Origin of the sequence: Spirosoma terrae, from assembly GCF_010435915.1 — a bacterium.
Classification (GTDB): Bacteria; Bacteroidota; Bacteroidia; order Cytophagales; family Spirosomataceae; genus Spirosoma; species Spirosoma terrae.
In genome coordinates this window covers 81,849-108,801 of record NZ_JAAFZH010000019.1, presented here as the reverse complement: position 1 = coordinate 108,801, position 26,953 = coordinate 81,849, and the positions used below count along the sequence as shown (strand labels likewise).

Below are 26,953 nucleotides of genomic sequence, written 5' to 3'. Positions count from 1 at the left end.
TTAAGGTAGTACGTACTCAAACGGGAATTAAAGCTCAGTTATCGTCAGGTCCCGGAATTCTACCTGAGCGACACCTCCGCTATGAATTTGAACCGCTATGACCCCTTTTTGAGGGATTTTACTGTCTTTTTCGATATAGTCGCAGGTTTTTACGCCGTTGATATACAATTCGTGGTGATTACCTTTGCAGCGGATGATGTAGCTATTCCAGCCGTCTTCGTTTAGAATCCGTTTCAGGATACTCAAATCGCCACTTACCAATTTCTCCCGACGGTGTTCGTCGTATAAATCGCCCCAGAAACCGTTGCCAATATCAGCCTGATACCCAATAATTTTGCTTCCTTCAAGGATGGAGCGATACTGAATGCCACTGTTAATCATCCCCGTCTTCGGATCGCCTGACAAACGAAACAGGCAGCGAAATTCGAAGTCGCCGTATTCTTTTGTCGTGTGTAAATACGTATTGTCGGGTATTTTATTGAGACCATCCCCACTTCGGATGACACTATCTTTTACAAACCACAGCTTGCTATAAGCCGGATCGACGGTTTTCCAGCCGGTCAGCGTTTTACCGTCGAAGAGAGAAACCGCTTTGACGGTCGATTGCGCCATTGTTGCGTGTATACTCAGCGTCTGAGTTGCTGAAATGAGTAGCATGGAGACCACCCAGGCGCTGACTGGGTGTTTCACCGACCTTATCCATTTGAACGTCATCCTGGTAGTTTAATGCTGAAAAGTTCTACTCTATCTAAAGAATGACATACTTGGCTGGTTACTCATGCTGATCTGGAATCACATCAGATAACAGGCTATTCTTTAGCGGCAATGGCGAATTAAGAACAGCTGCCCGTTGTTTCTAAGGCAGGATTGGCTTAGCCAATACGTATCGACGAGACTTTATGCAGATAGACCCTAACCCCGCTTTACCACTCGATCATCTGGCTTTGGACCCCGTAATGGCAACGATGATTGCCGAAACGACATTCCCTAAAGTGTTTACCGATTACGCCGACGATGTGTATCTGGCCCTGCTCGAAAGTATTGTTTCTCAGCAGATTTCGGTAAAGGCTGCCGATGCCATTTTTGCCCGGTTTCGTCAATTATTTCCTGATGGATATCCACATGCCGATGAGTTGCTGAACAAAACGACCGAAGAGCTACGTAGCGCCGGGCTATCGTTCCAGAAAATAAAGTACTTGCAGAGTGTAGCCGAGTTTTCGCTGACGAACCCGATGCATCGTGCCCATTTCGATCCGATGACTGACGAGGAAGTCGTACAGTACTTGTTGCCCATTAAAGGAGTTGGGCGGTGGACAGTTGAGATGCTGCTTATATTCGTGCTGGATCGCCCCGATGTATTCCCAATCGATGATCTGGTGATCCGCCAGCGAATGATTCTGGCGTATCCGGAACAGACCAATGGCTTGTCGGGTAAAGCACTGTATCAAGTACTACATCGGATTGCTGAAGCCTGGCGACCTCATCGTACCACGGCCTGTCGGTATTTGTGGCGCTGGAAACCGGTGTAAACGCTACGTATCAGAGCTTTCGGACGTTAACGGCCACTTTCGAATCGACTTTGATCAGAACCTGTACCCCTTCTGGACGAACCACCACCTTCTGCGGAACCAGTCGGAAGGCATCAATGTCAAGATTGGTTTTCTGACCGGCTTTCCCTCGCGCGAAGGCTGTTTCAATCTTGCCCGGAATTTCGGAAATCTGATGACGTAGCGGAACTACCATGACCGATTCGAGGGTGTCGCGTAAATGATCGTGCAGGAGCCAGTCGGCTGTGGCAAACAGACGCTCTTTTGTGTCAACGTCAAAATCAAGATATTGAACTCTTAACGTATTGGTTAACGTATCGTAAACGGGCTGCCCATGAAAATAGAGGGTACCGTTTACGGCTCCGCCTACTTCGGTCTTCAGGATAATCGAACGCCCTTCGCCATATACGTTCACCTGTTTAATCTTGATTTTTCCGCCGGCCAGCTTAAGCTTCTCGTTATCCAGCGCCTGCGCTAATACCCTGTTCGCATCGTCGAAAGGAATGAAGGCCCGCACCTGTAGCCGCGAGGATTCGGGCGTTTTAGCCCGCTTCAAAAGCTTGGGTAAACGTTCCAGCTCCGTAATCTCAGGAGCGGGGCCTATCCGGGTTTCTACCCGAAAGGCGATCTGGAGCGGAACTGTAATTTGTTTTTTATTCCCATACACAGGAGCTGCAGCAATGCTGAACGGTTTCGGAACAATCCAGATTTCTTCCGGTTTCCGGGTTATACGTAGCGGTTTCTGCATATCCCGCCAGACCTTACTGACGTACTTATCAAGTCGAAGCTCGCTGTGAACCACTTTATCGATGGCGGCTTCAATCTCTGCTTTCCGCTTGTCGAGAATGCTTTCGGCCAATTTTCGGACCCCAATCTTTATGCCCAGCAATTGTACGGTTGGCGTATCGATCCACTGGTAATTCTCAAAACGAGAGCGGGTCGTCAGCCGCCAGTTAGACGATATGCCGAGCGGACTGACAAAGTTTACCGACAGCGAACACAAAGGTTTTCGCTTGCGCACTTTTTTCAAGCCAATGGGATTAGTGTACCAGACCTGAAGTGGAGCCGAAAACGATACCTGGCGATTGGCATACCGTATCCGAACAGGGCCAGTACGTTCTACGCGAAGGTGCCAGGCTTCGCCTTTCTTCCCTTCGAATGTCTCTTCCGGCACCAGTACTACTCCCAGTGATTTGTTGATCTTGTGTTCTAAGTCTTTAATGTTGAATGTGATCTGACCTGCTACGTAGGAAATAGGGTCTTCAATGGCCGGTTCAAACTCCTTGGCTACGGGCGGTTTCGGCCGGACACGGTTACAACTGGCGGCCGTAATAAGGGCTGCTACTATAAAGAAAAATCCGATGAGTCGTTGAGCATTCACTGCAACAACAAACTATCGGATTTGAAAAATGTTAACGGAGTGAACGTATATTCACTTAACGGTATCTATTGCTGATCGATTTGGGATCAGTTGCGCAGCCACATCCCTTGCCGCAACCGTCTTTTTTAGTTGAAAAACTGGTGTAGGCCCGGTAACTCATGTACGCTACGGCCAGGGCGAAAATCAGAAAAATAAGGAGTTCCTGCATGGCTATTCAGATACTGGCAACGAACTGCTGACGTCTTTAAATAATACTGAGCTTTCAAAAAGAACATCATTTTACAGCCAACCGTTCCGAAGGGCTAGCTGATAGATATGCTGGTAATGGTGTTCGCCATGCCAGGCATATAACCCAATTACCTCCGAAACCGGGAAAATACGTTGGCTACCCGGATGATAATAGGTGCGCTGGAGTTGATCGGTCGTCAGGGTTTTCAGAATCGTAACCCAGCGCAGATGCAGATTGCTCAGAATCACCAGTGACGGGGCAATCGTTAACGTATAATCGGCCTGGTTCGCCCAGTCACCCTCTTCGTACGGCGATATGGTAGGATTCTCTTCCGTGAGTGCCTTTTTAACCCGGACATAAGCATTGATATGGCTATCGGCTATATGGTGAACAACCTGACGGACGGTCCAGCCTTCCGGGCGGTAGGGGGTATCCAGCCGATCATCGGCCCATTTCCCCACCAGATCAGTCAACTTCTTAGGCAGGGTTTCAATAGCCAGAATATGTTCCTGCGTTTGTTCGGGTGTAAAAACGCTGCCATAGGCGAAATCGCCGATGGGATAACGGAGTTTATATATGTCTTCGGGCTGCATGATGAGAATCGAATCGGTGAAAAATTATGTACACGCAAAAATCTATAATTCAGCATTAGAAAGACAAATACAGTTCGATTAAAAACGAAACAGTACAGTTTCTCACCAGCCAATACCGGTGGAAAGTTTATCTAATCAAAAGTTCATTGGGGGTAGTTACGGATGTTGACACGTAATGCTAACAATCAGATGGCCTACTCATGAAGTTAATCAGTTGTATTTTGTATGTTTTATTGTTGAGTTTGTCGGGGTTTTGTCAGAAAGTGGCCAATTATTCGACGGGCAGGCCCGGCACAAAAGACTATGAAGAGTTTTCGTTCTGGGTGCGCGGAAACAAACGGTCCGATGTTACGTATACCTTCGGCGAAAAATGGCAGCAGATAACGGTTTCCTATGTTGGAAAAGACGTATTGAACGGGGAACAATGCTTCAAAGTTCGCTTTCCCAATCAATATGAGTTATACATCGTCCCTCGTCGGCAGGAGCTGAAAATTGCGGATAAGGCGGGTAAGTACATAAAATACTACGCCTGGAAATACGAAGGCCCAGTCAACGGCGTTGGTACGTTCTGTCAGCCCTGCGCAGACAATGGGCAGGAAGCCATGCAACTGCTCAAGGCGTATTATTTGAAATAGTTTATGGTTTGTGGTTTTTAGTCTATGGTTTATCGTCTAGTTGTATTGAGTGCGGATTTTGTCCCAGACAGCATCTTGCTGTCGAAGCCACGCTAGTGGCTAATTGGGTAATGACAACTTAGCCTACGGCTTCGACAGCAAGATGCTGTCTGGGACAAAATCCGCTTCTGGTCAACTTTGGAACCGCTTCCCATACTGAAAACGATAAACCATAGACTAAAAACCACAAACTACCTCAAATTCTCCATATACTTTTGCCCGGAGCCGGTGTTGAGAAGTAGAATATGCTGTTCGGGACGTAGCCAGCCCTGGTGAAGCAATTGCCTGGCGGCCGCCCAAAGTGCTCCACCTTCGGGCGCAACAAACAGGCCCTCATGCCGTCCCAATTCACGAACTCCTTCCAACATATCCGCTTCAGAAATGGCAATGGCTGTTCCCTGAGAAGCCCGTAACGTATCAAGAATCAGTGGCTCTCCGATGGGTCGGGGAACGGCCAGACCATTGGCCAGCGTCGGCTGACCAACGTAGTGTTTGCTGTTAGTTTGTTCGCCGTAGTACGTTTTCACAATGGGGCAGCATTGCTCAGCCTGAACAGCTACCAGTTTGGGTAGGGGCTGGTCGGGGGCTATCCAGCCTAGCGACCGCATTTCCTGAAACGCTTTCCAGATGCCAATCAGGCCAGTTCCTCCGCCGGTTGGATACAGGATTACGTCGGGAAGTGTCCAGTTTAACTGCTCGGCTATTTCGTAGCCCATTGTCTTTTTCCCTTCCAGACGATACGGCTCTTTTAAGGTCGAAACGTCGAAGTAGTCGTCATGGCTGTTAAGTTCACGTACCTTGGCGGCACAATCATTGATCAGGCCGTCGACCAAAATCAGCGTGGCCCCGTAGACCAGACACTCCTCTTTAAAGGCATCCGGCGTATGACGGGGCATTACGACGATAGCTTCAAGGCCGGCTCTGGCGCAGTAAGCGGCCATTGCTACGCCCGCATTACCCGCTGTTGGGACAATACAGGCTTTTTCGCCATTTTCTTTGGCTTTCGAAATGGCCACACTCATGCCGCGCGCCTTAAACGATCCGGTCGGGTTAAGCCCTTCATCTTTCAGCGTCAGTCGCTGTAGTGAATAAGTGCTGGCGAGTCGGGGTAGGGGTAAAATAGGCGTAAAACCTTCACCCAGGCTGACCTGATTCATGGGATCGACAACTGGCAATACATCCGCGTAACGCCAAAGGGATTTTTCGCGGCTACTGAGCTGATGCTTACTGAATCCCTGATCAAGCTGATACTGAGCAAGTAACGGCATCTGGCAACAATCCGAAACCGTTTGCCGACGGAAAGCGTCGTGGTACTGGCCGCACTGCGAACACTGAAGATGATCTAGTAGTGATGAAGCAATCATTGTTTCCATAACAGGTAAACTTTTTGGCAAGTTGACTGTCTGAAATAAATGAGGCAAACGACGTTTTGGAATGACCTATTCCATTCCTGCATAATAGCGACGGGTGAAACGAATAAAGGCGTTCACCAGCGGATTGTTTTCCGTTCCTTTTCGCTGAATAAACTGAAAGGTCCGGTCGATGGTTAGTCCCTGAATCGGTACGTCGACCAGTTCGCCAGTGGCAAGCTCTTTCAAAATGGCCCGTCTGGGCAGAAAGGCCAGACACGTATCGGCCAGCACAAAATTTTTCAGGGCTTCAGTGCCACCCAGCCTGATCAGTACCTGTAAATCGGCAGGGCGAACACCCTGCTTTTGTAAGGCGTCTTCAACGGCTGCCAGTGTCCCTGAACCGTGTTCGCGTAAAGCTAGTGGAATGGAAGGCAGATCTTGTGCGTGAAGCGCTCGTTGGTGAAATGGGCTGTTCCGCGAGCATACGGCCAGCACCTGATCCGTGATAAAGGGTGTATACGTCAGCGTGTTAAGCTGGGTAAGGCTCTCAATAATACCCACGTCGATGTCGTGGTCCAGCAGGGCTTTCTGGATATTACTCGAATTGCGGTTTAAAACCTGAATCTGAACGTTCGGATGCTTTCGCAAATAAGCTGACAGGACGGGCGGGAGCACATATAGACTGATGGTGGTGCTGGAGCCAACGGCCAATCGGGTATGCGGTAGAAACGTATCGTTGAGTAGCTGGAGTTGTTGATGCAGATCGGTTTTTAACTGGGCTGCTTCCAGGCCTTTCTGGTAGAGTAGCTGGCCGGCCTGCGTTAAACTGATCGTGTTGCCGTGCCGCTCGAACAAAGCTGTTTTGTAAAAAGCTTCCAGCGCTTTTATATGCTTGCTGATGGCTGACTGACTCAAAAAAAGAATCTGACTGGCTTTGGTAAAACTGAGCAGACGAGCTACTTCCAGAAAGATTTCGTGTTGAATGGAGAGCATATAAAAAACGAGTTGACAACTAAACGAAAGAAGCCGGATCGGTAATTGAACGAATTCCGAAAACGGCTAATTACGTATTAGAGGAGGATAATTTTGGCGAATCGCTGACAATTGATAGAACCAATCCAGTTGTCAGGAAAAATATCAGCCTGGTTTATTCGTTGATAAGTAAACGGTATGCTTATTTGGTGTCATAGCTATTTAAAGTGTATCGGTGATTGTTTTTTGGTGATAAATAGTACAATAAAACTGTAAAGTAATTCTTTCGCGAAAGAATTACTTTTTGATTTAGGAATCTAATTGACTTGTTAATGCGTATGTTTTTTCATCGCGGCTTCCGCTTCTCCACGACGAAGAACACCGTACTCGCTATCAAGAGCCCAGCTGAAAACAAATCGGTTGGGTTTTTTTATGCTGTTACGTATCAGGTAGATACACGCTGATTGCCGACGTAACGTGCAAACGAGTAAATTGCCATCCATGTACAAACGTGCTATTACTACACTATGCTTCCTCAATTCCCGAAACGCTCAGAGTGGGTTCAACATCGATTCTGTCGTCCTGTTTTTTATGGTGCGCTGATTGGCCTGTGTTCGTTAGTAATCAGCTGGATACCCTGGCAGGCCCCGAGTGTGGGACAGAATACCCTGCCGTTTTCCACTGAGCTGGTTACGTTCAAACCATACGCAAAGAATCCAGTCTTCAAAGGAACGGGAGACAATACGTGGGACCAGAAAATTCGGGAACGAGGGTTTATTCTGCGGGAAGGGAATACGTATCATCTTTGGTACACAGGCTACCAGACTACCGGAGAACAGACAAAATACCTGGGATATGCTACGTCTGGCGATGGATTAACCTGGACACGTAGTAAAGCGAATCCGATTTATAATCAGGGCTGGGTAGAAGATATGTCGGTCGTTAAATCGGGGGATACGTATTATATGTTTGCCGAAGGAAAAGACGATATCGCTCATCTGTTAACTTCGACCGACCGCGTTCATTGGCAGGAGCAGGGGGAACTCGACATTCGTTTGACCAATGGGCAGCCAATCAGTAAAGGACCCTATGGAACGCCAGCGGTTATCAAGGAAGGCGAAACCTGGTATTTGTTCTATGAGCGAAAAGATCAGGCCGTCTGGCTGGCTACGTCTACCGATCTCAAAATCTGGACAAACGTTCAGGATGATCCTGTGCTGGACAGAGGGCCGGACGAGTATGACCGATACGCCGTAGCGATGAATCAGGTGATCCGTTACAAAGGGCTTTTCTATGCCTATTACCATGCCTCGGCATTTGCCGACTGGCACGAATGGTCTATGAACGTAGCGGTGTCGAAAGATCTGATTCACTGGGAGAAATACAGCAAAAATCCGATTCTTACTGGTAATAAGTCGAGCGGGATCGTGGTCAACGACGGAAAGCGGTTTCGGCTGTATACCATGCACCCGGAGGTGAACGTGTTCCTGGCCAAATAGAAAAATCGTTAGGCCTACAGTATCAGTTCGGACAAACTTTCTAAAAACAGAACGTCCGGATAATCAGATCGTTCTATCTATCCGGACGTAGTATGTACTTGGAAATTACTTTTTCGTAAAATATAAAACCTCCGTGTCTCGATCCTCTTTGGGACCAGTGTACAACTCAAGTTGCCCGTCGCTGGGTAGTTCAAAGTACGTGACCTTCGTGAGTAGGTTGTAGTACGTGGTTTCGGCTTGCATATCTTCGGTTGACCCACCCATTTTTGTTGAAATCAGCGGGTCGGTCGAAACAAGCAGACCTTTTGTTTCATCCAGCGAGAATGAGCCACCGTAGTGATTAATGAAACTCCGGCCACCCAGTTGCAGGGCATCATCAGCCTGTTTCGTTAATACTAACGTGGCCCGGTTCTGCTGACTGGCTGGTAGTGGCGAATGTTTGTAATTGCTTAATAGCCAATTTCCTTCCAGTGAACCAAAACTAGCCCGCATAGCCTGAATAGTCGCCGACGGAGCCTGATCAGCCGGATCGACCTGGTTTTGGGTACAGCCCATCAGCGCTAGTCCAACAACTGTCGATAGCAAAAATTGCCGCATTACTGTTAGCCTGTTCATAGTTGTTTCGGTTTAATGAATTACTATGTTCTTACAGTTCTATAGAGGCAGTATCCCCGTGAAGGGTTGGAATAGGATTGAGATTCGACCGATTTTGTATCCGATTAATCAGTACGTTGCCCGTCCGCCGGATAAATCAAAGACACATCCGGTGTTAAAACTAGCTTCTTTGGAGACAATCCAGCTGGCCAGCGATGCCACTTCTTCCACCGTTCCCAGGCGCTGCATGGGAATTTTAGCGGTCATATAGGCGAGCTGCTCGGGAGCCGTATTTGCATTCATAGCGGTCCTGATCACCGCCGGGGCTATAGCATTGACCGTAATGCCCGTTTCGGCATATTCCTTACCAATGCCTTTGACCAGCCCAATCAGCCCCGCTTTCGTAGACGAGTAGCCCGCCATAAATGGATTACCATCTTTGCCCGCAATGGAAGCCATATGCAGAATACGACCGTAGTTTTTAGGCTCCATGACCCGAATCGCATACTGGGTCATTAAGAAAGCTCCGCGCAGGTTAACACTGTAAACCTTGTCATAATCGTCGACAGAATAGTCTGTTATCCGAGTGTTGGTGGGCCCGAGAATACCCGCCGAATTAATCATAATATCCAGTTGGCCAAACCGGGCCAGTACGTTCTGAAACGCGTTTGCTACGTCCTTCTCCTGCGCAATATCGACGGTAAAACCCACTGCCCGATAGCCCAGCGCTACAAACTCCTGCACGGTACGTTCCAGTTGATCGTTATTTCTATCGAAGAGCGCAACGGTGGCTCCTTCAGCAGCAAGACGGCTGGCAATACCTTTTCCTATTCCATCGGCAGCACCCGTAACAATGGCAAATTGACTGTCAAATCGGTCGAACATGGGCGTTAATCAAAAATCTCTGTTAGGCTGTAAAAGGGCCAGTGCCGGTTATTTACTCGTACACCTCCCTATAAACTAGCAGGCCTTGAAAGGGAGGATTGGCTTATTTAGGCCGAGAACTAGTAAAATTTATAGAAACAGTTGAAGTATTTGCGCTGTCCGATTGACTTTATAGCTACAAAGATTCTGGTAGGATACGTAATACGTTCCAAACCCGTAGAGCCGCTTGTATTTCATGGGGAAGTCTGCATATTATCTGTTTAGTATAAGTATCTGTCTGGTTGCGCTGGTAAGCTTTACGTCAAAATTTGGCGGTTTGCCGGATGATGGGCCATCGCCAGCCCGAACACCCGCTGAGGAATTAGCCACCTTTCAGATCAATTCTGGTCTCAAAATACAACTGGTGGCTTCGGAACCGATGGTGGAAGATCCCGTTGTGATGACGTTCGATGAGGATGGGCGGCTTTGGGTGGTGGAGATGCGAGGCTTTATGCCTAACGTAGAGGGCGAGGGCGAAAATAAACCCGTTGGCCGAGTGTCGGTGCTGGAGGATACCAACGGCGATGGGCAGATGGACGTAAGTACGGTGTATATCGATAGCCTGATTATGCCACGGGCTATTGCCCTTGTTCCGGGGGGAGCCCTGCTGGCCGAAAACGGGGCCTTATGGCTAACAAAAGATACCAACGGCGATCTCAAAGCCGATTCAAAAACACTGATCGACGCCGACTACGCCAAGAACGGCCTTCCCGAACATGCGCCCAATGGCCTGTGGCGGAGTATGGATAATTGGTATTATAACGCCAAATCCAAATTTCGGTACCATTGGGATGGTGCAAAATTCCAGCGCGATTCAACGGAGTTTCGCGGGCAGTGGGGGATTAGTCACGACGATAAAGGACGGCTGTATTACAACTACAACTGGTCGCAGTTACACGCTGATCTGGTGCCGCCCAATTATTTGTCCCGCAATAAAAATCATAAGCCAACAACCGGTATTGATTATGGCGTAACACTCGATCGGCGGGTCTATCCGATTCGGCCAACGCCCGCGGTAAATCGGGGCTACATTCCGGGAACCCTGGATAAAGAGGGACGTCTGCTGGAGTTTACGGCGGCCTGTTCACCGCTTTTATACCGTGGAAAAGCCCTTCCTGCCGAATATTATGGGAATGCATTTGTCTGTGAACCCGCCGGAAATCTGATTAAACGGAACGTCGTTGACGAGAAGGGATTAGTACTGGCGGCCCATGATCCGCATCCGGGTCGTGAATTTATGGCGTCTACGGACGAGCGCTTTCGGCCAGTGCAGTTAACGACCGGCCCCGACGGAGCCTTGTACGTGGCCGATATGTACCGAGGGCTAATCCAGCACAGCGCCTACGTAACGCCCTATCTAAAAGAGCAGACGCTGAATCGTCATTTGGAAAAGCCGATCAATCGGGGACGGATCTGGCGGATTGTTCCCGAAAACTGGACGCCTGCCCCCCGTAAGAAACTGTCTGCTGCAACCACGAACGAGTTGGTCGCTACGTTGTCGAATGCCGATGGCTGGTATCGCGATATGGCGCAACGGCTTCTGGTGGAACGCAATGACAAGCAGGCGATTCCATTACTGACCGAACTGGCGCTAAAAGGAACGGATACGTTTGGGCGTTTTCATGCGCTGTGGACGCTTGTGGGGATGAAACAAACCCAGGCCGATCTTCTGCTAACACTCATGACGGATCAGGCTCCGTTACTACGGTCAACGGCGCTACGTCTGCTCGAACCCATCGCCCAGACGAATAAGTCTGTGCGCGATAAACTCGGCAGCCTGCTGGTAAAAAACTGGCAACAGGCCTCTATTGACGAAATTCTACAGATTGCCTTGTCGGCCAGCGCGCTGGAACCAACCGTATCGCACCAGCTTCTGGCGGGCATCATTGATCGGCATGGCGATTCCCCGTTGCTACGTGATGCGGTGATGAGTAGCCTGCCAAATCAGGAATTTACGTTTTTGCGAAGCGTGATGAAATCGCCCCAATGGCAAACGCATAATCCGGCGAAAGAAATTTTTCTGGAAACGCTCACTACGTCGGTCGTTAAAAGCCGCAACCCCACGGAACTGGCTGCGTTGCTGACCGCGCTAGACACAAAAGGGAAGCCACTCAGCTGGCAGGAAAAAGCCGTGCTGACGGGTATGTCAATCAGCGGGTCTATTGGTAAAACGAAACCCATCCGACTGCCTTCAGCCCCAGCGATTTTAACCAAATCGTCGGACAAGGTAGATCCTTCGCGTCTGGCGTCGTTATTGACAATGTTTGAGTGGCCGGGGCATGTGGTGCCTAAACAGGCAGTGGCAAAAAAAGGACAACTGAACGAAGACGACCAGAAGTTATTCGCGCAGGGACGGCAATTGTATCTCAATACGTGTTCTGGCTGTCATGGTACGGATGGGGCTGGCATGAGTCGGTTTGCACCGACGTTGATCGGATCGGATTGGGTTACGGGCGACGAGAAACGGCTGGTCCTGATTTTGTTGCACGGTATGGAAGGACCGGTTCAAGTGGCCGGAAAAACCTACGATGTTCCGGATATACTGCCTGTGATGCCTGCGCATTCGACGATGGACGATGCATCATTGACGGCAATCCTGACTTATATCCGTAACGAATGGGGCAATCAGGCCGGACCGATCAACCGACGGGTGGTTGGTATGACCCGCGTTACGTCGCAGGGGCGCGTTGTTCCCTGGACGGCTAAAGAATTGAATAAATACATGCTTGAGGCCAGTGTGAAGTAGTTTATGGTTTTCAGTTTATGGTTTATAGTGGCTGACGCCATAAACCATAAACTGAAAACTATAAACTGAAAACTATTTAATATGGATCGACGAGAGTTTCTTCATAAATCGGCTGCGGGGGCAATGGTTTTTGCCTTACCGACTATTCCTGATCTGTACAAAGACGCGGGCATGGGAATCGTGGTGCATTCGTACGCAAGTCGTTGGAATTCGAAAACACCCAGCAAAAATTATCCGGGTTTTACGAATGCCCTTGATTTACTGGACCATTGTCGGCAACTAGGGGCAGGTGGCATACAAACCGTTGTAAATGGCTGGTCGACCGATTTTGCCAGGAACGTTCGTGCCAAACGCGAACAGCTGGGATTATACCTGGAAGGATCGATTGGCTTGCCTAAAAAAGCGGACGACGTAGCCCGGTTTGAACAGGAAGTGAAAAATGCCAGCGAAGCCGGAGCCCAGGTGTTGCGAGCCGTTTGCTCATCGGGTCGGCGGTATGAGACCTATCATTCTGTAGATGAGTTCAAACAGCTGACCCAGAATGCCTTGAGTTCGCTACGTCTTGCCGAACCTGTTGTTCGACAATATAAGGTGAAGCTGGCCGTAGAAAACCACAAAGACTGGCGGGCGAACGAGTTGGTCACGCTGCTGAAACAAATCAATAGCGAATGGATCGGCGTTACGTTGGACTTTGGGAATAGCATATCGCTGCTGGAAGATCCAATGACGGTTGCACAGACTTTGTCGCCGTATGTATTCACGACCCACATTAAAGATATGGGGGTTGACGAGTATCCCGATGGGTTTTTGTTGTCGGAAGTGCCGTTGGGTCAGGGTATTCTGGATTTACCTGCGATGATAGCGTTGTGTAAAAAACACAACCCGTCCGTTACGTTCAATCTGGAAATGATTACCCGCGATCCATTGGAAATACCCTGTCTGAAAAATGAGTACTGGTCGACCTTCGCGGACGTACCCGCAACTGATCTGGTGCGAACCCTTCGGATGGTCAGGCAGCATAAAGCGAAAAATCCATTACCACGGGTAGCCCAGTTATCTTCAGAAGAACGACTGGCGGAAGAAAACGAGAACATCGTTGCCTGCCTTTCCTACAGCAAGAATAAAATTGGAATGAAATAGCCGGTCACTGATCGATCGCCTAACGACGTAGCAACGTACCGTTGGCTGGCAAAACTGAAATTAGATGCAAAGAGAAACACTACCAGGAATAAAACAATTTGATCTGAGAGGTCGGGTTGCCATCATTACGGGCGGTTCGAAGGGGTTAGGTCTGGCAATGGCCGCTGGTCTGGCGTCGGCGGGGGCTACCATTATGCTGGTCAATCGGAATGCCGAAGAAGGACTAGCCGCTGCGCAGGAACTGACGCGCGATTTTGGTGTAAAAGCGATTGCTTTCAAAGCCGATATTACCCAGCAAGAAGAAACAGAAGCCATGGTTAGGGCTGCGCTGGACGAGTTCGGCCAGATCGATATTCTGATCAATAGTGCGGGTATCAATATCCGGGGAGCTATTGATGAGATTACCCCCGACGATTTTACTAAAGTGCTGGACGTGAATGTGAATGGTACCTGGTTATGCTGTCGGGCCGTAATTCCGCATATGAAACAACGCGGAAAAGGAAGTATCATCAACCTGGCCAGTACGCTTGGTTTGGTCGGTTTGTCGAACCGGACGCCCTACACGGCCAGTAAGGGAGCCGTCGTACAGATGACCCGCGCGCTGGCGCTGGAAATGGCTCCGTTCAATATTAATGTCAACGCTATTTGTCCAGGGCCTTTTCTAACGGAAATGAATATACCCATTGCCCACACCGATGAAGCCAAAAACTTTGTGGTCGGCGCAACTGCCCTGGGACGTTGGGGGCATCTGCGGGAGATTCAGGGGGCTGCCATTTTTCTGGCCAGCGATGCCGGAAGTTATATGGTCGGCTCGATGTTAACTGTTGATGGCGGCTGGACTGCCAAATAATCGGTCGAATACCTCTCCCGTAAAACCCGTTGATAGCAGAGCCCTAAACCAACCCTCACCCTATGGAGCAATTACCTAAAAAGACGCAACGTACCAGCGTTCGATACGGCATGTTAGCGCTCGTGTTCGTGAATGTCGTTATCAACTATCTGGATCGGAGCAATATTTCCGTGGCTGGCGCTACAATTAGTAAAGATCTGGGTTTATCGTCGGTTGAATTAGGGTTGATATTTTCGGCGTTTGGGTGGACCTATGCCCTGTTGCAGATTCCGGGTGGCTTAATTGCCGACCGTTTTGGGCCACGGGTGCTGTATGCATTCTGCCTGATTACCTGGTCGATCGCTACTGTTGGTCAGGGATTTGTGAGAGGGTTTGCCAGTTTGTTTTCGCTTCGATTAGCCACTGGTGCTTTTGAAGCACCTTCGTATCCAATCAATAACCGGATCGTAACCAGCTGGTTTCCTGACCACGAACGGGCTTCGGCCATCGCGTTGTACGTATCAGGGCAGTTTATTGGTCTCGCTTTTTTGACCCCGGTGCTAGTTAACGTTCAGTACTACGCTGGCTGGAAAGGATTATTTATAGGAACCGGACTCGTTGGTCTGATCTGGGGCGTGGTCTGGTACCTGTTTTACCGCGACCCACTGGATCACCCACGGGTGAACGACGCTGAACTCGACTACATTGAAGAAGGGGGAGGGCTTTTTCGAGGCAAAAAATCGGGTACGAACCAGCCGTCGGCCTGGAGCTGGAAAAACCTGAAACAGGTTTTTTCGAGTCGAACGCTCTGGGGCGTTTATATCGGTCAGTTTGCCGTCAATGCTACGTTGTGGTTTTTCCTGACCTGGTTTCCGACGTATCTGGTTACGTATCGGGGCATGGATTTTATTAAATCGGGTTATCTGGCATCGGTTCCGTTTCTGGCTGCCTGTGCTGGCTTGTTGCTGTCCGGCTTTGTGTCTGATTCGCTGGTAAAGCGCGGCCGGTCGGTAGGCATGGCCCGTAAAACGCCCATTATTATCGGCCTGCTCTTATCGGTCAGTATCATTGGCGCTAACTATACCAACGACACTACGTTCATTATTTTCTTTCTGGCGCTGGCCTTTTTTGGTTCTGGAATGGCGTTGATATCCTGGGTATTCGTGTCCATTCTATCACCAAAACACCTGATTGGCCTAACGGGGGGCGTTTTTAATTTTATGGGTAATCTGGCGTCGATCGTGGTTCCGATTGTGATTGGCTACCTGGCCAAAGGCGGCAATTTTCAACCGGCACTCGTCTTTATTGGCGCGCTGGGCTTTATTGGTGCCTGCTCGTATATTTTCCTGGTCGGGAAAGTGGAGCGCGTAAAAATTGGAGAGGATGAAATGGAAGGGGAACTGGCCGACCGATTATGAAAAAACGGGGCAGGCTCCATCGACCGATTCTACTGTTTTCAGCCGATTATAGATGCCAACGTTCTGTTTGCGGAAAACCGTTGGACTCAATCCACGCTGCTTTCTGAAAAACTTATTCAGGTGACTTTCGTCGGTGAATCCTAATTCGGCTGCTATTTCATTCATACGCATATCGCTATGAATCAGCCGGGCCTCGATCAGCTTAGTGCGATAATTGGCAATGTATTGCTGTAGAGTCTCGTCGGTATGCTTTTTAAAGTACCGACCCAGATACGTTTCCGAAATGCCAAAGTGCTGACTAACGGCCTCCACCCGGATTTTGTCGGGATTATAAATGTTATTCTGGATGTAGTTCAGTATATCGAGGGCCCGTTCATCCGTGTGTGCACTCACGTGCTCGGGCATATAACGAGCAATATTACGGGCTACCACTACAATCAGGGTATTCACCAGTTGTGCTATTAACTCCTTGTTATACAGGTCGCGATTGGCGTATTCACGATGAATCGCTTCCACGATCGGTTGTACAAGCTGCTTATCTGGCTGATGTCGTAAAATACAGCCTGGCTGATGGTTGGCGTTCTGAAGAATAAATTCTAAGCGTTGAATATCAGGAGTCTGTAAGCTGTTGGATTGAATGTAAATATCGCTGAAGCGCAGAAAGAAAAACTCGGTAGTGGTTTTGATCTCAAACGAATGACAATCCTCTGGCGTAATCAGAAACATATGCCCGGCCCTATACGGAAATTTGTTTTGATTGATACACTGAATCCCTGTACCCGATAGAATATAGACCAGCTCGAAGAACATGTGCTGATGTTCAGACTTGGGACATTCATCGATGGTTTTAAAAACCACTTCAAAGGGTTCGTGCAGGCTTTCTCGTTTCATAGCTGCAAATGTACCGAATTTGAGAAAAATTGTACCAGGTTATAGTGGGTAAAGGGGTATAGTTTTGCGTCACTTAAAAAGAAATAAGATGCAAGCTATTGTACTACATGAACCTGGTAGCGTAGACCAACTCGTTTATACCGACCTGCCAAAGCCCCTAATCCAGTCCGACGAGGTGTTAATTCAGGTCAAAGCGATCAGTATCAACCCCGTTGATGTGAAAACCAGAGCCGGCAAAGGTATTTTTGGGCGACTACGTACGGAGGCACCGTTGATTTTGGGCTGGGATATAGCCGGTACTATTGTCGAAATCGGTTCAGACGTAACTGATTTCGCCGTTGGTGATGATGTATTCGGCATGGTTAATTTTCCGGGGCATGGGAAAGCTTATGCCGAATACGTAGCGGCCCCTGCCAGTCAACTGGCTCGTAAGCCGGAAAACTGCTCATTTGACGAGGCAGCCGCTTCAACATTGGCAGCGCTTACAGCTTATCAGGCGTTTACCCATAAAGCCCCGCTACAGGCTGGCCAGAAGGTGTTAATTCATGCCGCGGCTGGTGGCGTAGGGCACTTTGCCGTACAAATTGCCAAACACTTGGGCGCCTACGTAATAGGAACATCCTCGGCCTCCAACAAAGAGTTTGTGCTGGCCCTGGGAGCGGATGAGCATATCGATTACGCAGCGCAGAAGCTGGAGAACGTCGTGTCGGAGGTTGATGTCGTGCTTGATTTGGTTGGTGGCGAAAACATTTCCCGTTCGCTTCACGTAGTAAAACCGGGCGGTACCGTCATTAGTATTCCAACGGGTATATCAGAGGAGTTGATGGCTCAGGCGCAGGAAAAGGGAGTCAATGCGTTTTTCTTTCTGGTTCAGTCAAACGGAGATGATATGAAGCAGATTGCTACCTGGCTAGGTGATGGTACTGTTAAAGCGCATGTATCAACGATTTACGATTTTAGTGATATGCCAGCAGCGCATAGCCAGCAGGAAACAGGCAAAACAAGAGGTAAATTAGTGGTGAAACTTAATGCCTAAAACGAGAAAATAGAATCTGGGTGCTCGATGAGCTGGTAAAGCTCCGTCAGCATCCAGCTTTTTACTGCAAATCAATCGATATGGATAAGACGTTCAACGGTTTAGTCGTTTCTGCCAATGATTCGGGGGCATATACGGCAACGCTTTCTACGAAGACTATCAGTGAATTACCGGCGGGTGACGTATTAATTCGAGTTCATTATTCATCATTGAACTACAAAGATGCGTTGTCCGCTTCTGGTAATAAAGGCGTTACGCGTCATTATCCGCACACACCGGGTATTGATGCCGCTGGGGTGGTTGAATGGTCGTCGACAGATCGATGGAAGCCGGGCGATGAGGTTATTGTGACTGGTTTTGATCTGGGCATGAACACCAGTGGCGGTTTTGCCGACTACATTCGGGTACCAGCCTCCTGGATCGTTCGGAAACCAGATCAGTTAAGCTTACGGGAGAGCATGATCTATGGAACGGCAGGATTTACGGCGGGTATCAGCGTGGCTGCCCTGCTAAAAAATGGGGTTACACCCGATCAGGGGCCCATCGTGGTTACGGGAGCAACGGGTGGTGTGGGCTCGGTGGCCATAGGTATTTTGCACCGGTTGGGCTATTCCGTTACAGCCGTTAGCGGCAAACCAGAAGCGCACGATTTCCTCACCTCACTGGGCGCAACGGACATTATTCCGCGCTCAGAGCTGGACGATACGTCGGGGAAGGCCCTGCTTAAACCCCGTTTTGCGGGGGCTATCGATACCGTGGGGGGCTCCATACTCGCTACGCTTATCAAGAGCACAAATTATGGCGGAACCGTAACCTGCTGTGGCATGGTCAATAGTGGCGATTTGCCACTTACTGTTTTTCCTTTCATTCTCCGGGGAATTCAGCTCGTCGGTATCGATTCGGTTGAATACCCTATCGACCATCGAACCGCTATCTGGCAGCATCTTGCCGATGACTGGAAGCCTGATTCATTGGCGTCACTGACCCACGACATCAGTCTGGCCGAGTTGCCTGATGCCATTCAAACCATACTCAAAGGCCAGATGCAGGGTAGAGCAGTGGTACGTATTGTTTAGTATAAGTCGGGAGATGAGGCTACGTACAATCACTACGTTAGCTACCAGGATTAACAATCATTACGTCGACCTGCTACGTTTTAGACCTGTTTTGCCATCTTTGTGTAAACAAACACGTAGCAACTAAGCAGGTTATTGATGCGTTGCTAACTTCATCGTTCAGCGGCCAGGTCGTCGTTTACCAGCCGCTGGACAAGGGCAGACGTAGCTAATTCAGAATCATGATTATACGAGTACTCCTTTCTCTTTTAGTACTAACAACGAGCGTAGCCAGTTTTTCCCAGGACGTTAATCGCTATTTTGAAACGATTCGGGATAATCATGCTTTATTAACGGCATTCTTTTCACAGATGCCCAAAGGTGGCGACCTTCATCCCCATTATAATGGGTCGATCTATGCAGAAACCTATATTGACTACGTTATTAAACATGATTATTTTATCAATACGAAAACGCTAAAAGTTTCTGATAAAAAAAACGAAGGAACGGACTGGGTTAATTTTTCTGCGCTAAAAGCTGAAGGGTTATTACCCGACTATCGACAGAAATTATTTCAGAAATGGTCTGTAAAAGACTACAACCATGTTGATTATCCATCCGACAAATTATTTTTTGAAACGTTTTCGAATTTTGGTATTGTCAGCCGGGCCGAAGTCGATAAGGGGTTATTGGAGATAAAAAATCGGGCGAAGAAGGAAAATGTGAGTTATATCGAGACGATTTTTGTGGGCGTTCCCTGCCCGAAAAATCTGGATGATTTAACAAAATACGCCAGCGTTTTACGGAGCCAGCAAGCACGAAACGATACAGCTACCTGCCTGGTATTATTAGACTCGCTTTACCAGACCATTCAGGGCAGAGGAATTCGGGAATGTGCAATACAATTTAATAAAGAGACACTCGAAAAACTTCACAACGAATTAAAAATTGATGATGAACAATTTACGCTACGTTATCAGAGCTACGTAATACGTACGATTGAGCCCATCGAGCTGTTTAAAAGCATGATTGCCGCGTTTGAATCGGCTGCCAATAGTCCTCTGGTTGTTGGTGTGAACCTGGCAGCCCCGGAAGACAACGAAATTGCGCTGAACGATTACTGGTTGCACATGGTAATGTTCAAGTATTGTCATGCTAAATATCCCAGTGTGAAAATTACGTTGCATGCCGGTGAATTAGCCTTAGGAATGGTTAAACCCGAAGAATTAACCTGGCATATTGATGCTGCTGTTAAGGTGGCCGGTGCCAGCCGAATTGGTCACGGTGTAGATATACCCTACGAGACGAATTCCTATGAGCTGCTGCGGTATATGAGTCAGCATAAAATTGCCGTTGAAATCAATCTGTTTAGCAATGAATTTATTTTAAAAGTAAAGGACGACAAGCACCCCATTAGTTTATACAAAAATTTTAACGTACCGATCGTAATCAGTAGCGATGATGCTGGTGTATTACGTACTAATTTAACGGATCAGTTTGTGCTCCTGGCGAAGCGTTATAAGGAAATTTCGTATACAGATATTAAGAAATTTGTAGTCAATAGTATCGACTATAGTTTTATTAAAGAAGATGGGCTAAAAAAGGCTATAATCACTGATTTACAGAAGCGCTTTGCCAGGTTTGAAAAATCCGTTCCGGCATTAAAATAAATAGAGCAAAAACATTTTGGCTCTATTTATCTGGAATTTTGCACAAAGAATTTGCTGCTATTTTGCTGTGCCAGAAACCGGGACTAGTTTGGCTGACAGATCGGGTGTTTTCATATCCGGATCGAATGGAAACATGGGGCGCTGGATTCGCTTATAGGGTAATCGGAATAAATCCTGATCCACGCCACCCGGAGTCAGGGCCATAATCCAGTCTTTCTGCATGGCATACAGTTCGGGTTCCAGATAGCCGATTTTTACGACTACAATATCCGCTTCACGGGGTTTCAGGCCAAGTCGCGTAAAATCCTTTTCCTTATGATAGGGCTTTCGCTTCTGCGTAACGATGACGTGTGCGCTACCCACCTTAATCACGGCTTCTACTTCAGCATCTTTATCACCGTATTCAATCGATTCGACTGTACCTTTGAGCGGTACGGGCGGGGCAAATCGATGGTCAACAATAGCGCCTGCTTTTCCGTCTACCTGTCCGCCAACACCCGCTGCAATCGCTTTTTTGATCAGTTCAGGGTCGGGGATCGACGCATAAATCAGCGAGGGTCCATCGGCTTTCTGGAATTCGGGCCGTTTTAAAATTTCTGTAATCGTCCAGGTTACGTCGCCAGCGCCACCAGCTGTGGGATTATCACCCGTATCACTAATAAAAAATGGCTTTTTAGGGCTGGCTACGGCTTTAGTCAATACGTCGTCCAGCTTGCCCGTAGGCGCTACGAAACCGAATTGGGAGCGTACATTCCAGAAATCGGTGGCTAATTTTTCGGCGGCCTGCGTTACGCTGGTTTTATCATCACCAACCACCATCACGGCGGCATGATTGCGGGGCTCATCGGCCCAGGCGTAACCGATCCAGATACCAGCGTCGACGATTCCCTTCGTCTGATCGGCCAATGGAGCCACTTCCTGGTATAAACTTTTTCCGGGCTCAATACGAGTGCTGGTTTTTTCGCCCGGCAACAGAATGGGTACGGTGATCAGGGCTTTATAGGCTGGCTTTCCTTTGCCCGTTTTAATCCGATTGAGCAGGTTCACAACGGCTCGCTCTTTTGTTTGCATGGCGTCTTCGTGGGGCGCCATCCGGTAACAGGTCATCAGGTCCGTGTTTTGCGCCAGACGCCACGATACGTTCCCGTGCAGGTCCATGGAGGTTGACACCAGCGTTTTATAGCCAATAACCTGCCTGATTCGGGTTAGTAAATCTCCTTCTGGATCATCGAGGCCTTTAACGCTCATTGCGCCGTGGATATCAAAATATAGACCATCGTAAGGGCCATATTTTTTGAGCGAATCGAGCATTTTATGTACCAGCGACTCATACGCTTCGCGGGTTACAGCGCCACCCGGTAATGATTTTCCCACGATGGCTGGTAGCCAGACCGCCTGTTTACGTAGCGGAGACATGGGCATCATAAACGGATAGGCGTTAAATACTTCACCACTGTAGCGGGCATGAAAGGCTTCTTCGTGCGTGACGGCAGGGGAGAACGTACTGGATTCGATCCCTAGACCCGCAATAGCGATGCGGGGTAATGTGTTGTTGGTTGACTGAGTGAATGCGACTGTACAGGCAGAACAATAAGCGGCCAGTCCGACAAGGAAATGTTTCATGCCCACAAGTTAAGCGATTCAGTACAGTGGGCAAACAGTTGGATTGGATTGGCGTGAACGGGCAAAATTCAATCGACCATACTACCCATGCTATAAACGATTGTCTCCTGATTTAAAGCTTAGGCTAATCCAGGAGACAATCAGAGTACAGTTGAACAGGCATCGATCTACAGATTCATGCCGCCTGATACTTCAATACGTTGTGCATTGATCCAGCGTGCCTCATCGGAGCATAGGAACGCGACCACGCCACCAATGTCATCCGGGAGGCCAACGCGTCCCAGGGCTGTAACGCTGGCAATCTGTTGATTCAACTGATCATTATCCCGAACATGACCACCGCCAAAATCGGTTTCAATAGCACCGGGAGCTACTACGTTAACGGCGATGCCACGAGCCCCTAGTTCTTTTGCCATGTATTTGGTTAACGTCTCAATAGCGCCTTTCAACGAGGCATACACAGCATAGCCAGGCGTCGTAAAACGAGCCAGCCCTGTCGAGAGGTTAATAATACGGCCACCATCATTCAGGATGGGCAATAGTTTTTGGGTGAGAAAAAAGACGCCTTTGAAATGAATATTCACCAGGTCATCGAAAACGGTTTCGCTGGTTTGGCCAATGGGGGTCGCCAGACCGATACCAGCATTATTAATCAGAAAATCAAACCGGTCCGTGGCAAACGTATCCTGTAAAGAGGTCGTTAATTGATGCACAAACGTATCGAGACCGGCTATGTCTGCTGTATTTAATTGGATCGCCACCGCTTTTTGCCCGGTTTCCTGAATGGCTGCGACCACCGCATCGGCATCTGTTTTGTTCGTATTATAGGTAAGCACTACGTCGATTCCGTTCTGGGCCAGACTCAGTGCCATGTTTTTACCCAAACCCCGGCTGCCACCGGTTACTAAAGCAATTTTATTCGTCGTTGCCATGTTCTTAACTGGTTGTATGCTATTACATTCGATCTTATTTCATCGCGAAATTTGATGGAACAAAGGTCATACGGAAACAGTCCTGATCGTTTGCGAACATCAATCGAATAGTTGCAAAAATCAAATCAGCCGTTCAGGATCGGAAGGCAACTGGGGAAAGGGAGGTTTGCTTCCTGAAAAAATTAGAAAAATGAGCCACCTCTTCAAAACCCAGCGAATAGGCGATTTCTGAAACAGTCCAGTCGGTTTGTTTTAGTAGAATTTTTGCTTCCTGAACAATACGACTCCCAATAATATCGGTGGTGGTTTTTCCTGTATTTTCCTTCAGTACTTTATTTAGATGATTTACGTGGACGGCCAGCCGGTCTGCATAATCCTTCGCCGTACGCAGACTCAGCTTTTGCTGAGGAGATTCGATTGGAAACTGACGTTCCAGCAGTTCAATAAACAGGGAAGAAACGCGGGATGAGGCCGTATGGGACGGGTATAAGGACGTAGCGGGTTGAAGTTTCTGACCATAATGGATCAGTTCCATGACGTAGTTTCGAAGCAAATCGTATTTATAGGCGTAGTCAGAAACAAGTTCTTTCTGCATTTTCTTGAATAGCAGGCCTATCTCGTCGGCGTCATCATCGGTAAGCTGAAAAACAGGATAACCACCGGGCTTGAAAATAGGCAATTCATCCAGTACGACGCCACTTTTAGACTGAACCAGAAATTCATCGGTAAAAATGCAAAACGACCCCTGTTGATTCGTGTCCTGAGGAACGTAGTGATAGGGTACCTTAGGCGTGGCAAAGAGCAGGGCATTTTTCTCAATGTCAATCACTTTATCGGCATACTCGGCCCGATTTCGCCCCCGGATCAGGCTTATTTTGTAATAAGCCCGCCGGTTGTAGAGCATGGTATTTTTTTTCTTCGCCTGCTGAAACAGCTCGGCTATATTGAATACATTGAAATGCCCGATTTCTTTGTTGATCCCCTTTGGTAACAGCGAGACCAGTTCGAGGCCGGTGTCGTCCGTGATTTTTTTATAAAAGTCGTCAACAGATGCTGTATCCATACCTAGTTTGAGTTGTAAAATTCAAAGGTAGGGATTCGATACGTAGCAACAAGGCAAGTATTTAAAAGTTATCGGCAAACAGCTCTTCTATCGTTTGCCAGGAGAACGGTAGCCATCGCCCACTCGAATCATTATATACTTCGGTGGCGGCTTCGCAAGGAAACAATTTGTAATCGAATTTCGGGTAATGCCGTACTAAATAACCAGGGTAATAGTAGGTTTTGCCTTGCTGGCTGGCGTAGTTTATTTTTAAGAGCATCAGGTATTTACCCAGACTGAATTTACGGTAATCGGGGTGATAGAAGTTCATGATTCCCGCAATACTTTCATGGCCATTATCGAATACCCCCACTGCAATCAGGGTATCGCCATCCCGGACCTGCACCGTATACGTATCGAACCCATTGGTCGGAGACCCACCCAGCAAACAGGATTCAACGGATTCCGGAGCGTCGAAATTGATAGAATTCCTATAAAGGGCATACAGCTCTTCGAGTTCGCGGGTGAGCACAAATGGCTTCACGGTCACCGAAAAACGCTGATTACTCCGAAGGAGCCGCATTTGTTTGGTTCCATAGGAAACCGTTTTGAGGGTAAGTCGTAACCAATACGCAGCGTAAAGTGTATTGTTAAAAGACACAAACTGACAGGTGAAAATATCTTGCTGCATGCGGAAGTAGCCCATACTCAGACATAAATCCAGTTTGTTTCCTCTCATCACCAGGGGCTGATTGTTACGGTCAATACGTATAGCAAGATAGTTGGGGAGTTGGCAAAACTCCAAATAGAGTAATTTTTTTCAGGTGCAGAACAGAGAAGGAAAGCTGCTAGTCTGTGTGTATAATTTTGGCGTCGAAGGCATCAATTAGACCCCACAGGCATATGGGTAACTTGACCAGCACAAAAACAGCCGGAGCCAGCAGCCCCGGTGTTTTCGTATTCTCTCTACCCTTATCGGGTACCCTATTTCGTGCAAGAACCGGGCCGTTGTCAGTAAATAGAGGGAGAGCTCGGGCGAATTAGTATAAAAATGAACAGGTCAGTTTGCGGAGAACATTATTGGGTGATTAGGATTTTTCTTGTATCGACCCGGTCATTCTGTTGAATACGAATGATATAAAAACCCGAAGGAAGCTGACTCGTGGAAATTGTTTCTGTTTTTTTTGTGAGCAATCTACTGCTGATCAGCTGTCCTTGTACCGTGATCAGGTCAAGCCTGGTTCCAGCAAATGGTGTCTGAGGGAACGTAACGGTAAATTCCGTGCTGGCGGGATTCGGAAATAGACTGACCTGTTCAACGAAAGGCTCGTTGGCCGTTACCAGGCTCATATCAAAACGGCACAGATAGACCTCGCGTCCCGATAATTCGATTACTTTTTGCCAGTTTTTATACCCCACCGTTAGGGTTGTTTTTTGTCCCTCGGCCGCGTATGGGTTTTGGGCTGCAACCAGTATGTACTTGTCTTTGACAACACCACGCCATACGGGTAGTTTGCGGTCCATCAGATCGCGGGCGGGCGTTTCAATGACTAATTCATGCGTTCCCTGAAACATGTCGGCAAAACGGGACAGACGATACAGGCCATGAATAAAATATTCGTATGTAGCATAATTATCGGTGCGGGTTTGCTCGAACGACGGGTTTTCCCACAGCCATAAGCCGCCCGCTCCCGAAAAGAAAGGAAATATGGCCGTCGCTTCGGCCATAAACGGCTGAATGAAATTAGGATAGCTGTTGGAACTGTCATGATACCGAAGCCACACCCAGGGAACAACTGGTTTTGTACTCCAGGCCCGATTTACCTCAATCTGAAACAGCAAGTAAGACAGATAATTCTGGGCAAATGGATTGGGGTAGTCGTAATAATAATAGGCTGAAGGGTGTAGAATATCCAGCTGATCATAATAGGCCCCGCCGATCTTCTGCTCGGTGGAGTCTTTGACCAGGTAATTGACCCGGGTTAAGTTGGTTGTCCAGTCTGCCCACGTATTGCCTATTACGTTCAGATAGGTGTTCAGGATTGGCGTATCGGCATAACTGCTGACCGTTACGCCCGACAGATCGGCATGTTGACGAACGTAGCGGATTCCTTCTGCGTAGAGATTTCGCATCGCTGTTTTATAGGCTGCAATAAAATTGGCATCGGTCAACTGGCGATACGTTGCAGGAACGCCTGGCTCTTGTTTAAGCTGAAGTATTCGACTGTCTGTTTCCCGGATTCGTTCAATATCCAGGGCCAATCGGTCGGCCTGAATGATGTATTGGCCCGACGCATTTTTTTGTCCGCCAGAAATGTCGGATAAGAATTGGTCCCATTTAGCCCGATAGGCATTCAGGTCATTATTCCACGGACTTTCCAGGGTTTCCCACGGTTGATTCAAGCCCGTAGCAAAACCGTAATAGATAATAGCCCGTTGGCGGTTCGTCGCGAACGAGCCAAATTCACTGGTTTTTATGGAGGTGAGGTGGCTGAATCCATGACGAAGCGGGCTGGCCTGTTGGTCGCTGAAGCGAGGGCCACTATAAATAATAGGAAAGGGAAGTGTAAAATTGGGGAATTTGCTCCATTCGATCAGATTTGGCTGGCTAACAGGAGTGAAGGACAGTGGTGTAGCGCATTGATCCTGTGCCACTGTAGGAGATATAAAAAGAGTCCAGCGTAGCAGTAAACACCCCAAGAAACAGCCTAATCGAAAAACCATACTTGTTTTTTCAGCAAAACTAAAGAAATTTATAGCATCGATAGGACCAGCTAATAAACCAATGAGGTTCTATAGGACGTTT

At 48.2% G+C, this 26,953-nt stretch carries 24 protein-coding genes; 10 read left to right on the top strand and 14 right to left on the bottom strand.

Annotation, left to right across the window (positions count from 1 at the left end; all coding sequences use genetic code 11):
- Window positions 1-27 precede the first annotated feature (27 nt).
- The gene (locus GK108_RS27585) at window positions 28-690 is read right to left on the bottom strand and encodes a 3-keto-disaccharide hydrolase (RefSeq protein WP_317166586.1); all 663 of its coding nucleotides are present in this window, start codon (window positions 688-690) and stop codon (window positions 28-30) included.
- 209 nt (window positions 691-899) lie between these two features.
- On the opposite strand from GK108_RS27585, the gene GK108_RS27580 reads away from it, so the two are divergent.
- Window positions 900-1,529 carry a DNA-3-methyladenine glycosylase family protein gene (locus GK108_RS27580; RefSeq protein WP_163954815.1) on the top strand — a complete coding sequence of 210 codons (630 nt, stop codon included), beginning with the start codon at window positions 900-902 and terminating at the stop codon, window positions 1,527-1,529.
- A gap of 10 nt (window positions 1,530-1,539) precedes the next feature.
- Here GK108_RS27580 and GK108_RS27575 read toward each other — a convergent pair whose 3' ends face one another.
- From GK108_RS27575 to GK108_RS27565, 3 genes are all read right to left on the bottom strand, one after another.
- Window positions 1,540-2,928 carry a DUF4403 family protein gene (locus tag GK108_RS27575; RefSeq protein WP_163954814.1) on the bottom strand — a complete coding sequence of 463 codons (1,389 nt, stop codon included), beginning with the start codon at window positions 2,926-2,928 and terminating at the stop codon, window positions 1,540-1,542.
- A gap of 55 nt (window positions 2,929-2,983) precedes the next feature.
- Window positions 2,984-3,136: a FeoB-associated Cys-rich membrane protein gene (locus tag GK108_RS27570; RefSeq protein WP_163954813.1), complete on the bottom strand. Its 153-nt coding sequence runs from the start codon at window positions 3,134-3,136 to the stop codon at window positions 2,984-2,986.
- A 71-nt stretch (window positions 3,137-3,207) separates the two neighbouring features.
- Complete coding sequence (locus tag GK108_RS27565) at window positions 3,208-3,750, bottom strand: YfiT family bacillithiol transferase (RefSeq protein WP_163954812.1); 543 nt, start codon at window positions 3,748-3,750, stop codon at window positions 3,208-3,210.
- 200 nt (window positions 3,751-3,950) lie between these two features.
- Here GK108_RS27565 and GK108_RS27560 point away from each other — a divergent pair, with 200 nt between their 5' ends.
- On the top strand, window positions 3,951-4,385 hold the full coding sequence (locus GK108_RS27560) for a hypothetical protein (RefSeq protein ID WP_163954811.1): 435 nt from the start codon (window positions 3,951-3,953) through the stop codon (window positions 4,383-4,385).
- A 230-nt stretch (window positions 4,386-4,615) separates the two neighbouring features.
- Here GK108_RS27560 and GK108_RS27555 read toward each other — a convergent pair whose 3' ends face one another.
- Together GK108_RS27555 and GK108_RS27550 are read right to left on the bottom strand one after the other, a co-directional pair.
- Window positions 4,616-5,797, bottom strand: coding sequence for a threonine synthase (locus GK108_RS27555; protein WP_163954810.1), 1,182 nt, complete (start codon window positions 5,795-5,797; stop codon window positions 4,616-4,618).
- Window positions 5,798-5,863: 66 nt separating this feature from the next.
- The gene (locus GK108_RS27550) at window positions 5,864-6,769 is read right to left on the bottom strand and encodes a LysR family transcriptional regulator (RefSeq protein WP_163954809.1); all 906 of its coding nucleotides are present in this window, start codon (window positions 6,767-6,769) and stop codon (window positions 5,864-5,866) included.
- Between the two features lie 506 nt (window positions 6,770-7,275).
- Here GK108_RS27550 and GK108_RS27545 point away from each other — a divergent pair.
- Complete coding sequence (locus tag GK108_RS27545) at window positions 7,276-8,247, top strand: glycoside hydrolase family protein (protein ID WP_246225212.1); 972 nt, start codon at window positions 7,276-7,278, stop codon at window positions 8,245-8,247.
- A 105-nt stretch (window positions 8,248-8,352) separates the two neighbouring features.
- Here the strand turns inward: GK108_RS27545 and GK108_RS27540 are convergent, their stop codons facing one another.
- Window positions 8,353-8,862, bottom strand: a complete 510-nt coding sequence (locus GK108_RS27540; protein ID WP_163954808.1) for an META domain-containing protein — start codon at window positions 8,860-8,862, stop codon at window positions 8,353-8,355.
- 108 nt (window positions 8,863-8,970) lie between these two features.
- A complete protein-coding gene (locus tag GK108_RS27535; protein WP_163954807.1) occupies window positions 8,971-9,726 on the bottom strand; it encodes an SDR family NAD(P)-dependent oxidoreductase in 756 nt (251 codons plus the stop codon).
- A gap of 235 nt (window positions 9,727-9,961) precedes the next feature.
- Here GK108_RS27535 and GK108_RS27530 point away from each other — a divergent pair, with 235 nt between their 5' ends.
- The 4 genes from GK108_RS27530 (at window position 9,962) to GK108_RS27515 (ending at window position 15,898) form a co-directional block, all read left to right on the top strand.
- Window positions 9,962-12,511: a DUF7133 domain-containing protein gene (locus tag GK108_RS27530; RefSeq protein ID WP_163954806.1), complete on the top strand. Its 2,550-nt coding sequence runs from the start codon at window positions 9,962-9,964 to the stop codon at window positions 12,509-12,511.
- Window positions 12,512-12,592: 81 nt separating this feature from the next.
- Window positions 12,593-13,651, top strand: coding sequence for a sugar phosphate isomerase/epimerase family protein (locus tag GK108_RS27525; protein ID WP_163954805.1), 1,059 nt, complete (start codon window positions 12,593-12,595; stop codon window positions 13,649-13,651).
- Between the two features lie 64 nt (window positions 13,652-13,715).
- Window positions 13,716-14,501: an SDR family NAD(P)-dependent oxidoreductase gene (locus tag GK108_RS27520; protein ID WP_163954804.1), complete on the top strand. Its 786-nt coding sequence runs from the start codon at window positions 13,716-13,718 to the stop codon at window positions 14,499-14,501.
- 62 nt (window positions 14,502-14,563) lie between these two features.
- The gene (locus GK108_RS27515; RefSeq protein ID WP_163954803.1) at window positions 14,564-15,898 is read left to right on the top strand and encodes an MFS transporter; all 1,335 of its coding nucleotides are present in this window, start codon (window positions 14,564-14,566) and stop codon (window positions 15,896-15,898) included.
- Here the strand turns inward: GK108_RS27515 and GK108_RS27510 are convergent.
- Window positions 15,893-16,789: a helix-turn-helix domain-containing protein gene (locus GK108_RS27510; protein ID WP_163954802.1), complete on the bottom strand. Its 897-nt coding sequence runs from the start codon at window positions 16,787-16,789 to the stop codon at window positions 15,893-15,895. The genes GK108_RS27515 and GK108_RS27510 overlap by 6 nt on opposite strands.
- Window positions 16,790-16,877: 88 nt before the next feature.
- Here GK108_RS27510 and GK108_RS27505 point away from each other — a divergent pair, with 88 nt between their 5' ends.
- The 3 genes from GK108_RS27505 to GK108_RS27495 all read left to right on the top strand — a co-directional run bounded on the left by GK108_RS27505 (window position 16,878) and on the right by GK108_RS27495 (window position 20,550).
- Window positions 16,878-17,825, top strand: coding sequence for an NADP-dependent oxidoreductase (locus tag GK108_RS27505; protein ID WP_163954801.1), 948 nt, complete (start codon window positions 16,878-16,880; stop codon window positions 17,823-17,825).
- 80 nt (window positions 17,826-17,905) lie between these two features.
- A complete protein-coding gene (locus GK108_RS27500; protein ID WP_163954800.1) occupies window positions 17,906-18,901 on the top strand; it encodes a YhdH/YhfP family quinone oxidoreductase in 996 nt (331 codons plus the stop codon).
- Window positions 18,902-19,122: 221 nt separating this feature from the next.
- Complete coding sequence (locus GK108_RS27495) at window positions 19,123-20,550, top strand: amidohydrolase family protein (RefSeq protein ID WP_163954799.1); 1,428 nt, start codon at window positions 19,123-19,125, stop codon at window positions 20,548-20,550.
- Window positions 20,551-20,607: 57 nt separating this feature from the next.
- Here the strand turns inward: GK108_RS27495 and GK108_RS27490 are convergent, their stop codons facing one another.
- The 5 genes from GK108_RS27490 to GK108_RS27470 all read right to left on the bottom strand — a co-directional run bounded on the left by GK108_RS27490 (window position 20,608) and on the right by GK108_RS27470 (window position 26,802).
- On the bottom strand, window positions 20,608-22,173 hold the full coding sequence (locus tag GK108_RS27490) for a M81 family metallopeptidase (protein WP_163954798.1): 1,566 nt from the start codon (window positions 22,171-22,173) through the stop codon (window positions 20,608-20,610).
- 167 nt (window positions 22,174-22,340) lie between these two features.
- Window positions 22,341-23,105 (bottom strand): SDR family oxidoreductase, encoded by a 765-nt coding sequence (locus GK108_RS27485; RefSeq protein WP_163954797.1) that lies wholly within the window; start codon window positions 23,103-23,105, stop codon window positions 22,341-22,343.
- Window positions 23,106-23,238: 133 nt separating this feature from the next.
- Window positions 23,239-24,168, bottom strand: coding sequence for a helix-turn-helix domain-containing protein (locus GK108_RS27480; protein WP_163954796.1), 930 nt, complete (start codon window positions 24,166-24,168; stop codon window positions 23,239-23,241).
- Between the two features lie 61 nt (window positions 24,169-24,229).
- Window positions 24,230-24,886 (bottom strand): GNAT family N-acetyltransferase, encoded by a 657-nt coding sequence (locus tag GK108_RS27475; RefSeq protein ID WP_163954795.1) that lies wholly within the window; start codon window positions 24,884-24,886, stop codon window positions 24,230-24,232.
- Window positions 24,887-25,224: 338 nt separating this feature from the next.
- Window positions 25,225-26,802 carry a T9SS type A sorting domain-containing protein gene (locus GK108_RS27470; RefSeq protein WP_317166585.1) on the bottom strand — a complete coding sequence of 526 codons (1,578 nt, stop codon included), beginning with the start codon at window positions 26,800-26,802 and terminating at the stop codon, window positions 25,225-25,227.
- Window positions 26,803-26,953: the final 151 nt, after the last annotated feature.

What these genes read in the sequence shown, in the direction of transcription:
- GK108_RS27580 (WP_163954815.1), top strand. Translation starts at nt 900, where the DNA reads ATGCAGATAGACCCTAACCCCGCTTTACCACTCGATCATCTGGCTTTG.
- GK108_RS27570 (WP_163954813.1), bottom strand. Translation starts at nt 3,136, where the DNA reads ATGCAGGAACTCCTTATTTTTCTGATTTTCGCCCTGGCCGTAGCGTAC.
- GK108_RS27565 (WP_163954812.1), bottom strand. Translation starts at nt 3,750, where the DNA reads ATGCAGCCCGAAGACATATATAAACTCCGTTATCCCATCGGCGATTTC.
- GK108_RS27560 (WP_163954811.1), top strand. Translation starts at nt 3,951, where the DNA reads ATGAAGTTAATCAGTTGTATTTTGTATGTTTTATTGTTGAGTTTGTCG.
- GK108_RS27555 (WP_163954810.1), bottom strand. Translation starts at nt 5,797, where the DNA reads ATGGAAACAATGATTGCTTCATCACTACTAGATCATCTTCAGTGTTCG.
- GK108_RS27550 (WP_163954809.1), bottom strand. Translation starts at nt 6,769, where the DNA reads ATGCTCTCCATTCAACACGAAATCTTTCTGGAAGTAGCTCGTCTGCTC.
- GK108_RS27545 (WP_246225212.1), top strand. Translation starts at nt 7,276, where the DNA reads ATGCTTCCTCAATTCCCGAAACGCTCAGAGTGGGTTCAACATCGATTC.
- GK108_RS27540 (WP_163954808.1), bottom strand. Translation starts at nt 8,862, where the DNA reads ATGAACAGGCTAACAGTAATGCGGCAATTTTTGCTATCGACAGTTGTT.
- GK108_RS27535 (WP_163954807.1), bottom strand. Translation starts at nt 9,726, where the DNA reads ATGTTCGACCGATTTGACAGTCAATTTGCCATTGTTACGGGTGCTGCC.
- GK108_RS27530 (WP_163954806.1), top strand. Translation starts at nt 9,962, where the DNA reads ATGGGGAAGTCTGCATATTATCTGTTTAGTATAAGTATCTGTCTGGTT.
- GK108_RS27525 (WP_163954805.1), top strand. Translation starts at nt 12,593, where the DNA reads ATGGATCGACGAGAGTTTCTTCATAAATCGGCTGCGGGGGCAATGGTT.
- GK108_RS27520 (WP_163954804.1), top strand. Translation starts at nt 13,716, where the DNA reads ATGCAAAGAGAAACACTACCAGGAATAAAACAATTTGATCTGAGAGGT.
- GK108_RS27515 (WP_163954803.1), top strand. Translation starts at nt 14,564, where the DNA reads ATGGAGCAATTACCTAAAAAGACGCAACGTACCAGCGTTCGATACGGC.
- GK108_RS27510 (WP_163954802.1), bottom strand. Translation starts at nt 16,789, where the DNA reads ATGAAACGAGAAAGCCTGCACGAACCCTTTGAAGTGGTTTTTAAAACC.
- GK108_RS27505 (WP_163954801.1), top strand. Translation starts at nt 16,878, where the DNA reads ATGCAAGCTATTGTACTACATGAACCTGGTAGCGTAGACCAACTCGTT.
- GK108_RS27500 (WP_163954800.1), top strand. Translation starts at nt 17,906, where the DNA reads ATGGATAAGACGTTCAACGGTTTAGTCGTTTCTGCCAATGATTCGGGG.
- GK108_RS27495 (WP_163954799.1), top strand. Translation starts at nt 19,123, where the DNA reads ATGATTATACGAGTACTCCTTTCTCTTTTAGTACTAACAACGAGCGTA.
- GK108_RS27490 (WP_163954798.1), bottom strand. Translation starts at nt 22,173, where the DNA reads ATGAAACATTTCCTTGTCGGACTGGCCGCTTATTGTTCTGCCTGTACA.
- GK108_RS27485 (WP_163954797.1), bottom strand. Translation starts at nt 23,105, where the DNA reads ATGGCAACGACGAATAAAATTGCTTTAGTAACCGGTGGCAGCCGGGGT.
- GK108_RS27480 (WP_163954796.1), bottom strand. Translation starts at nt 24,168, where the DNA reads ATGGATACAGCATCTGTTGACGACTTTTATAAAAAAATCACGGACGAC.
- GK108_RS27475 (WP_163954795.1), bottom strand. Translation starts at nt 24,886, where the DNA reads ATGAGAGGAAACAAACTGGATTTATGTCTGAGTATGGGCTACTTCCGC.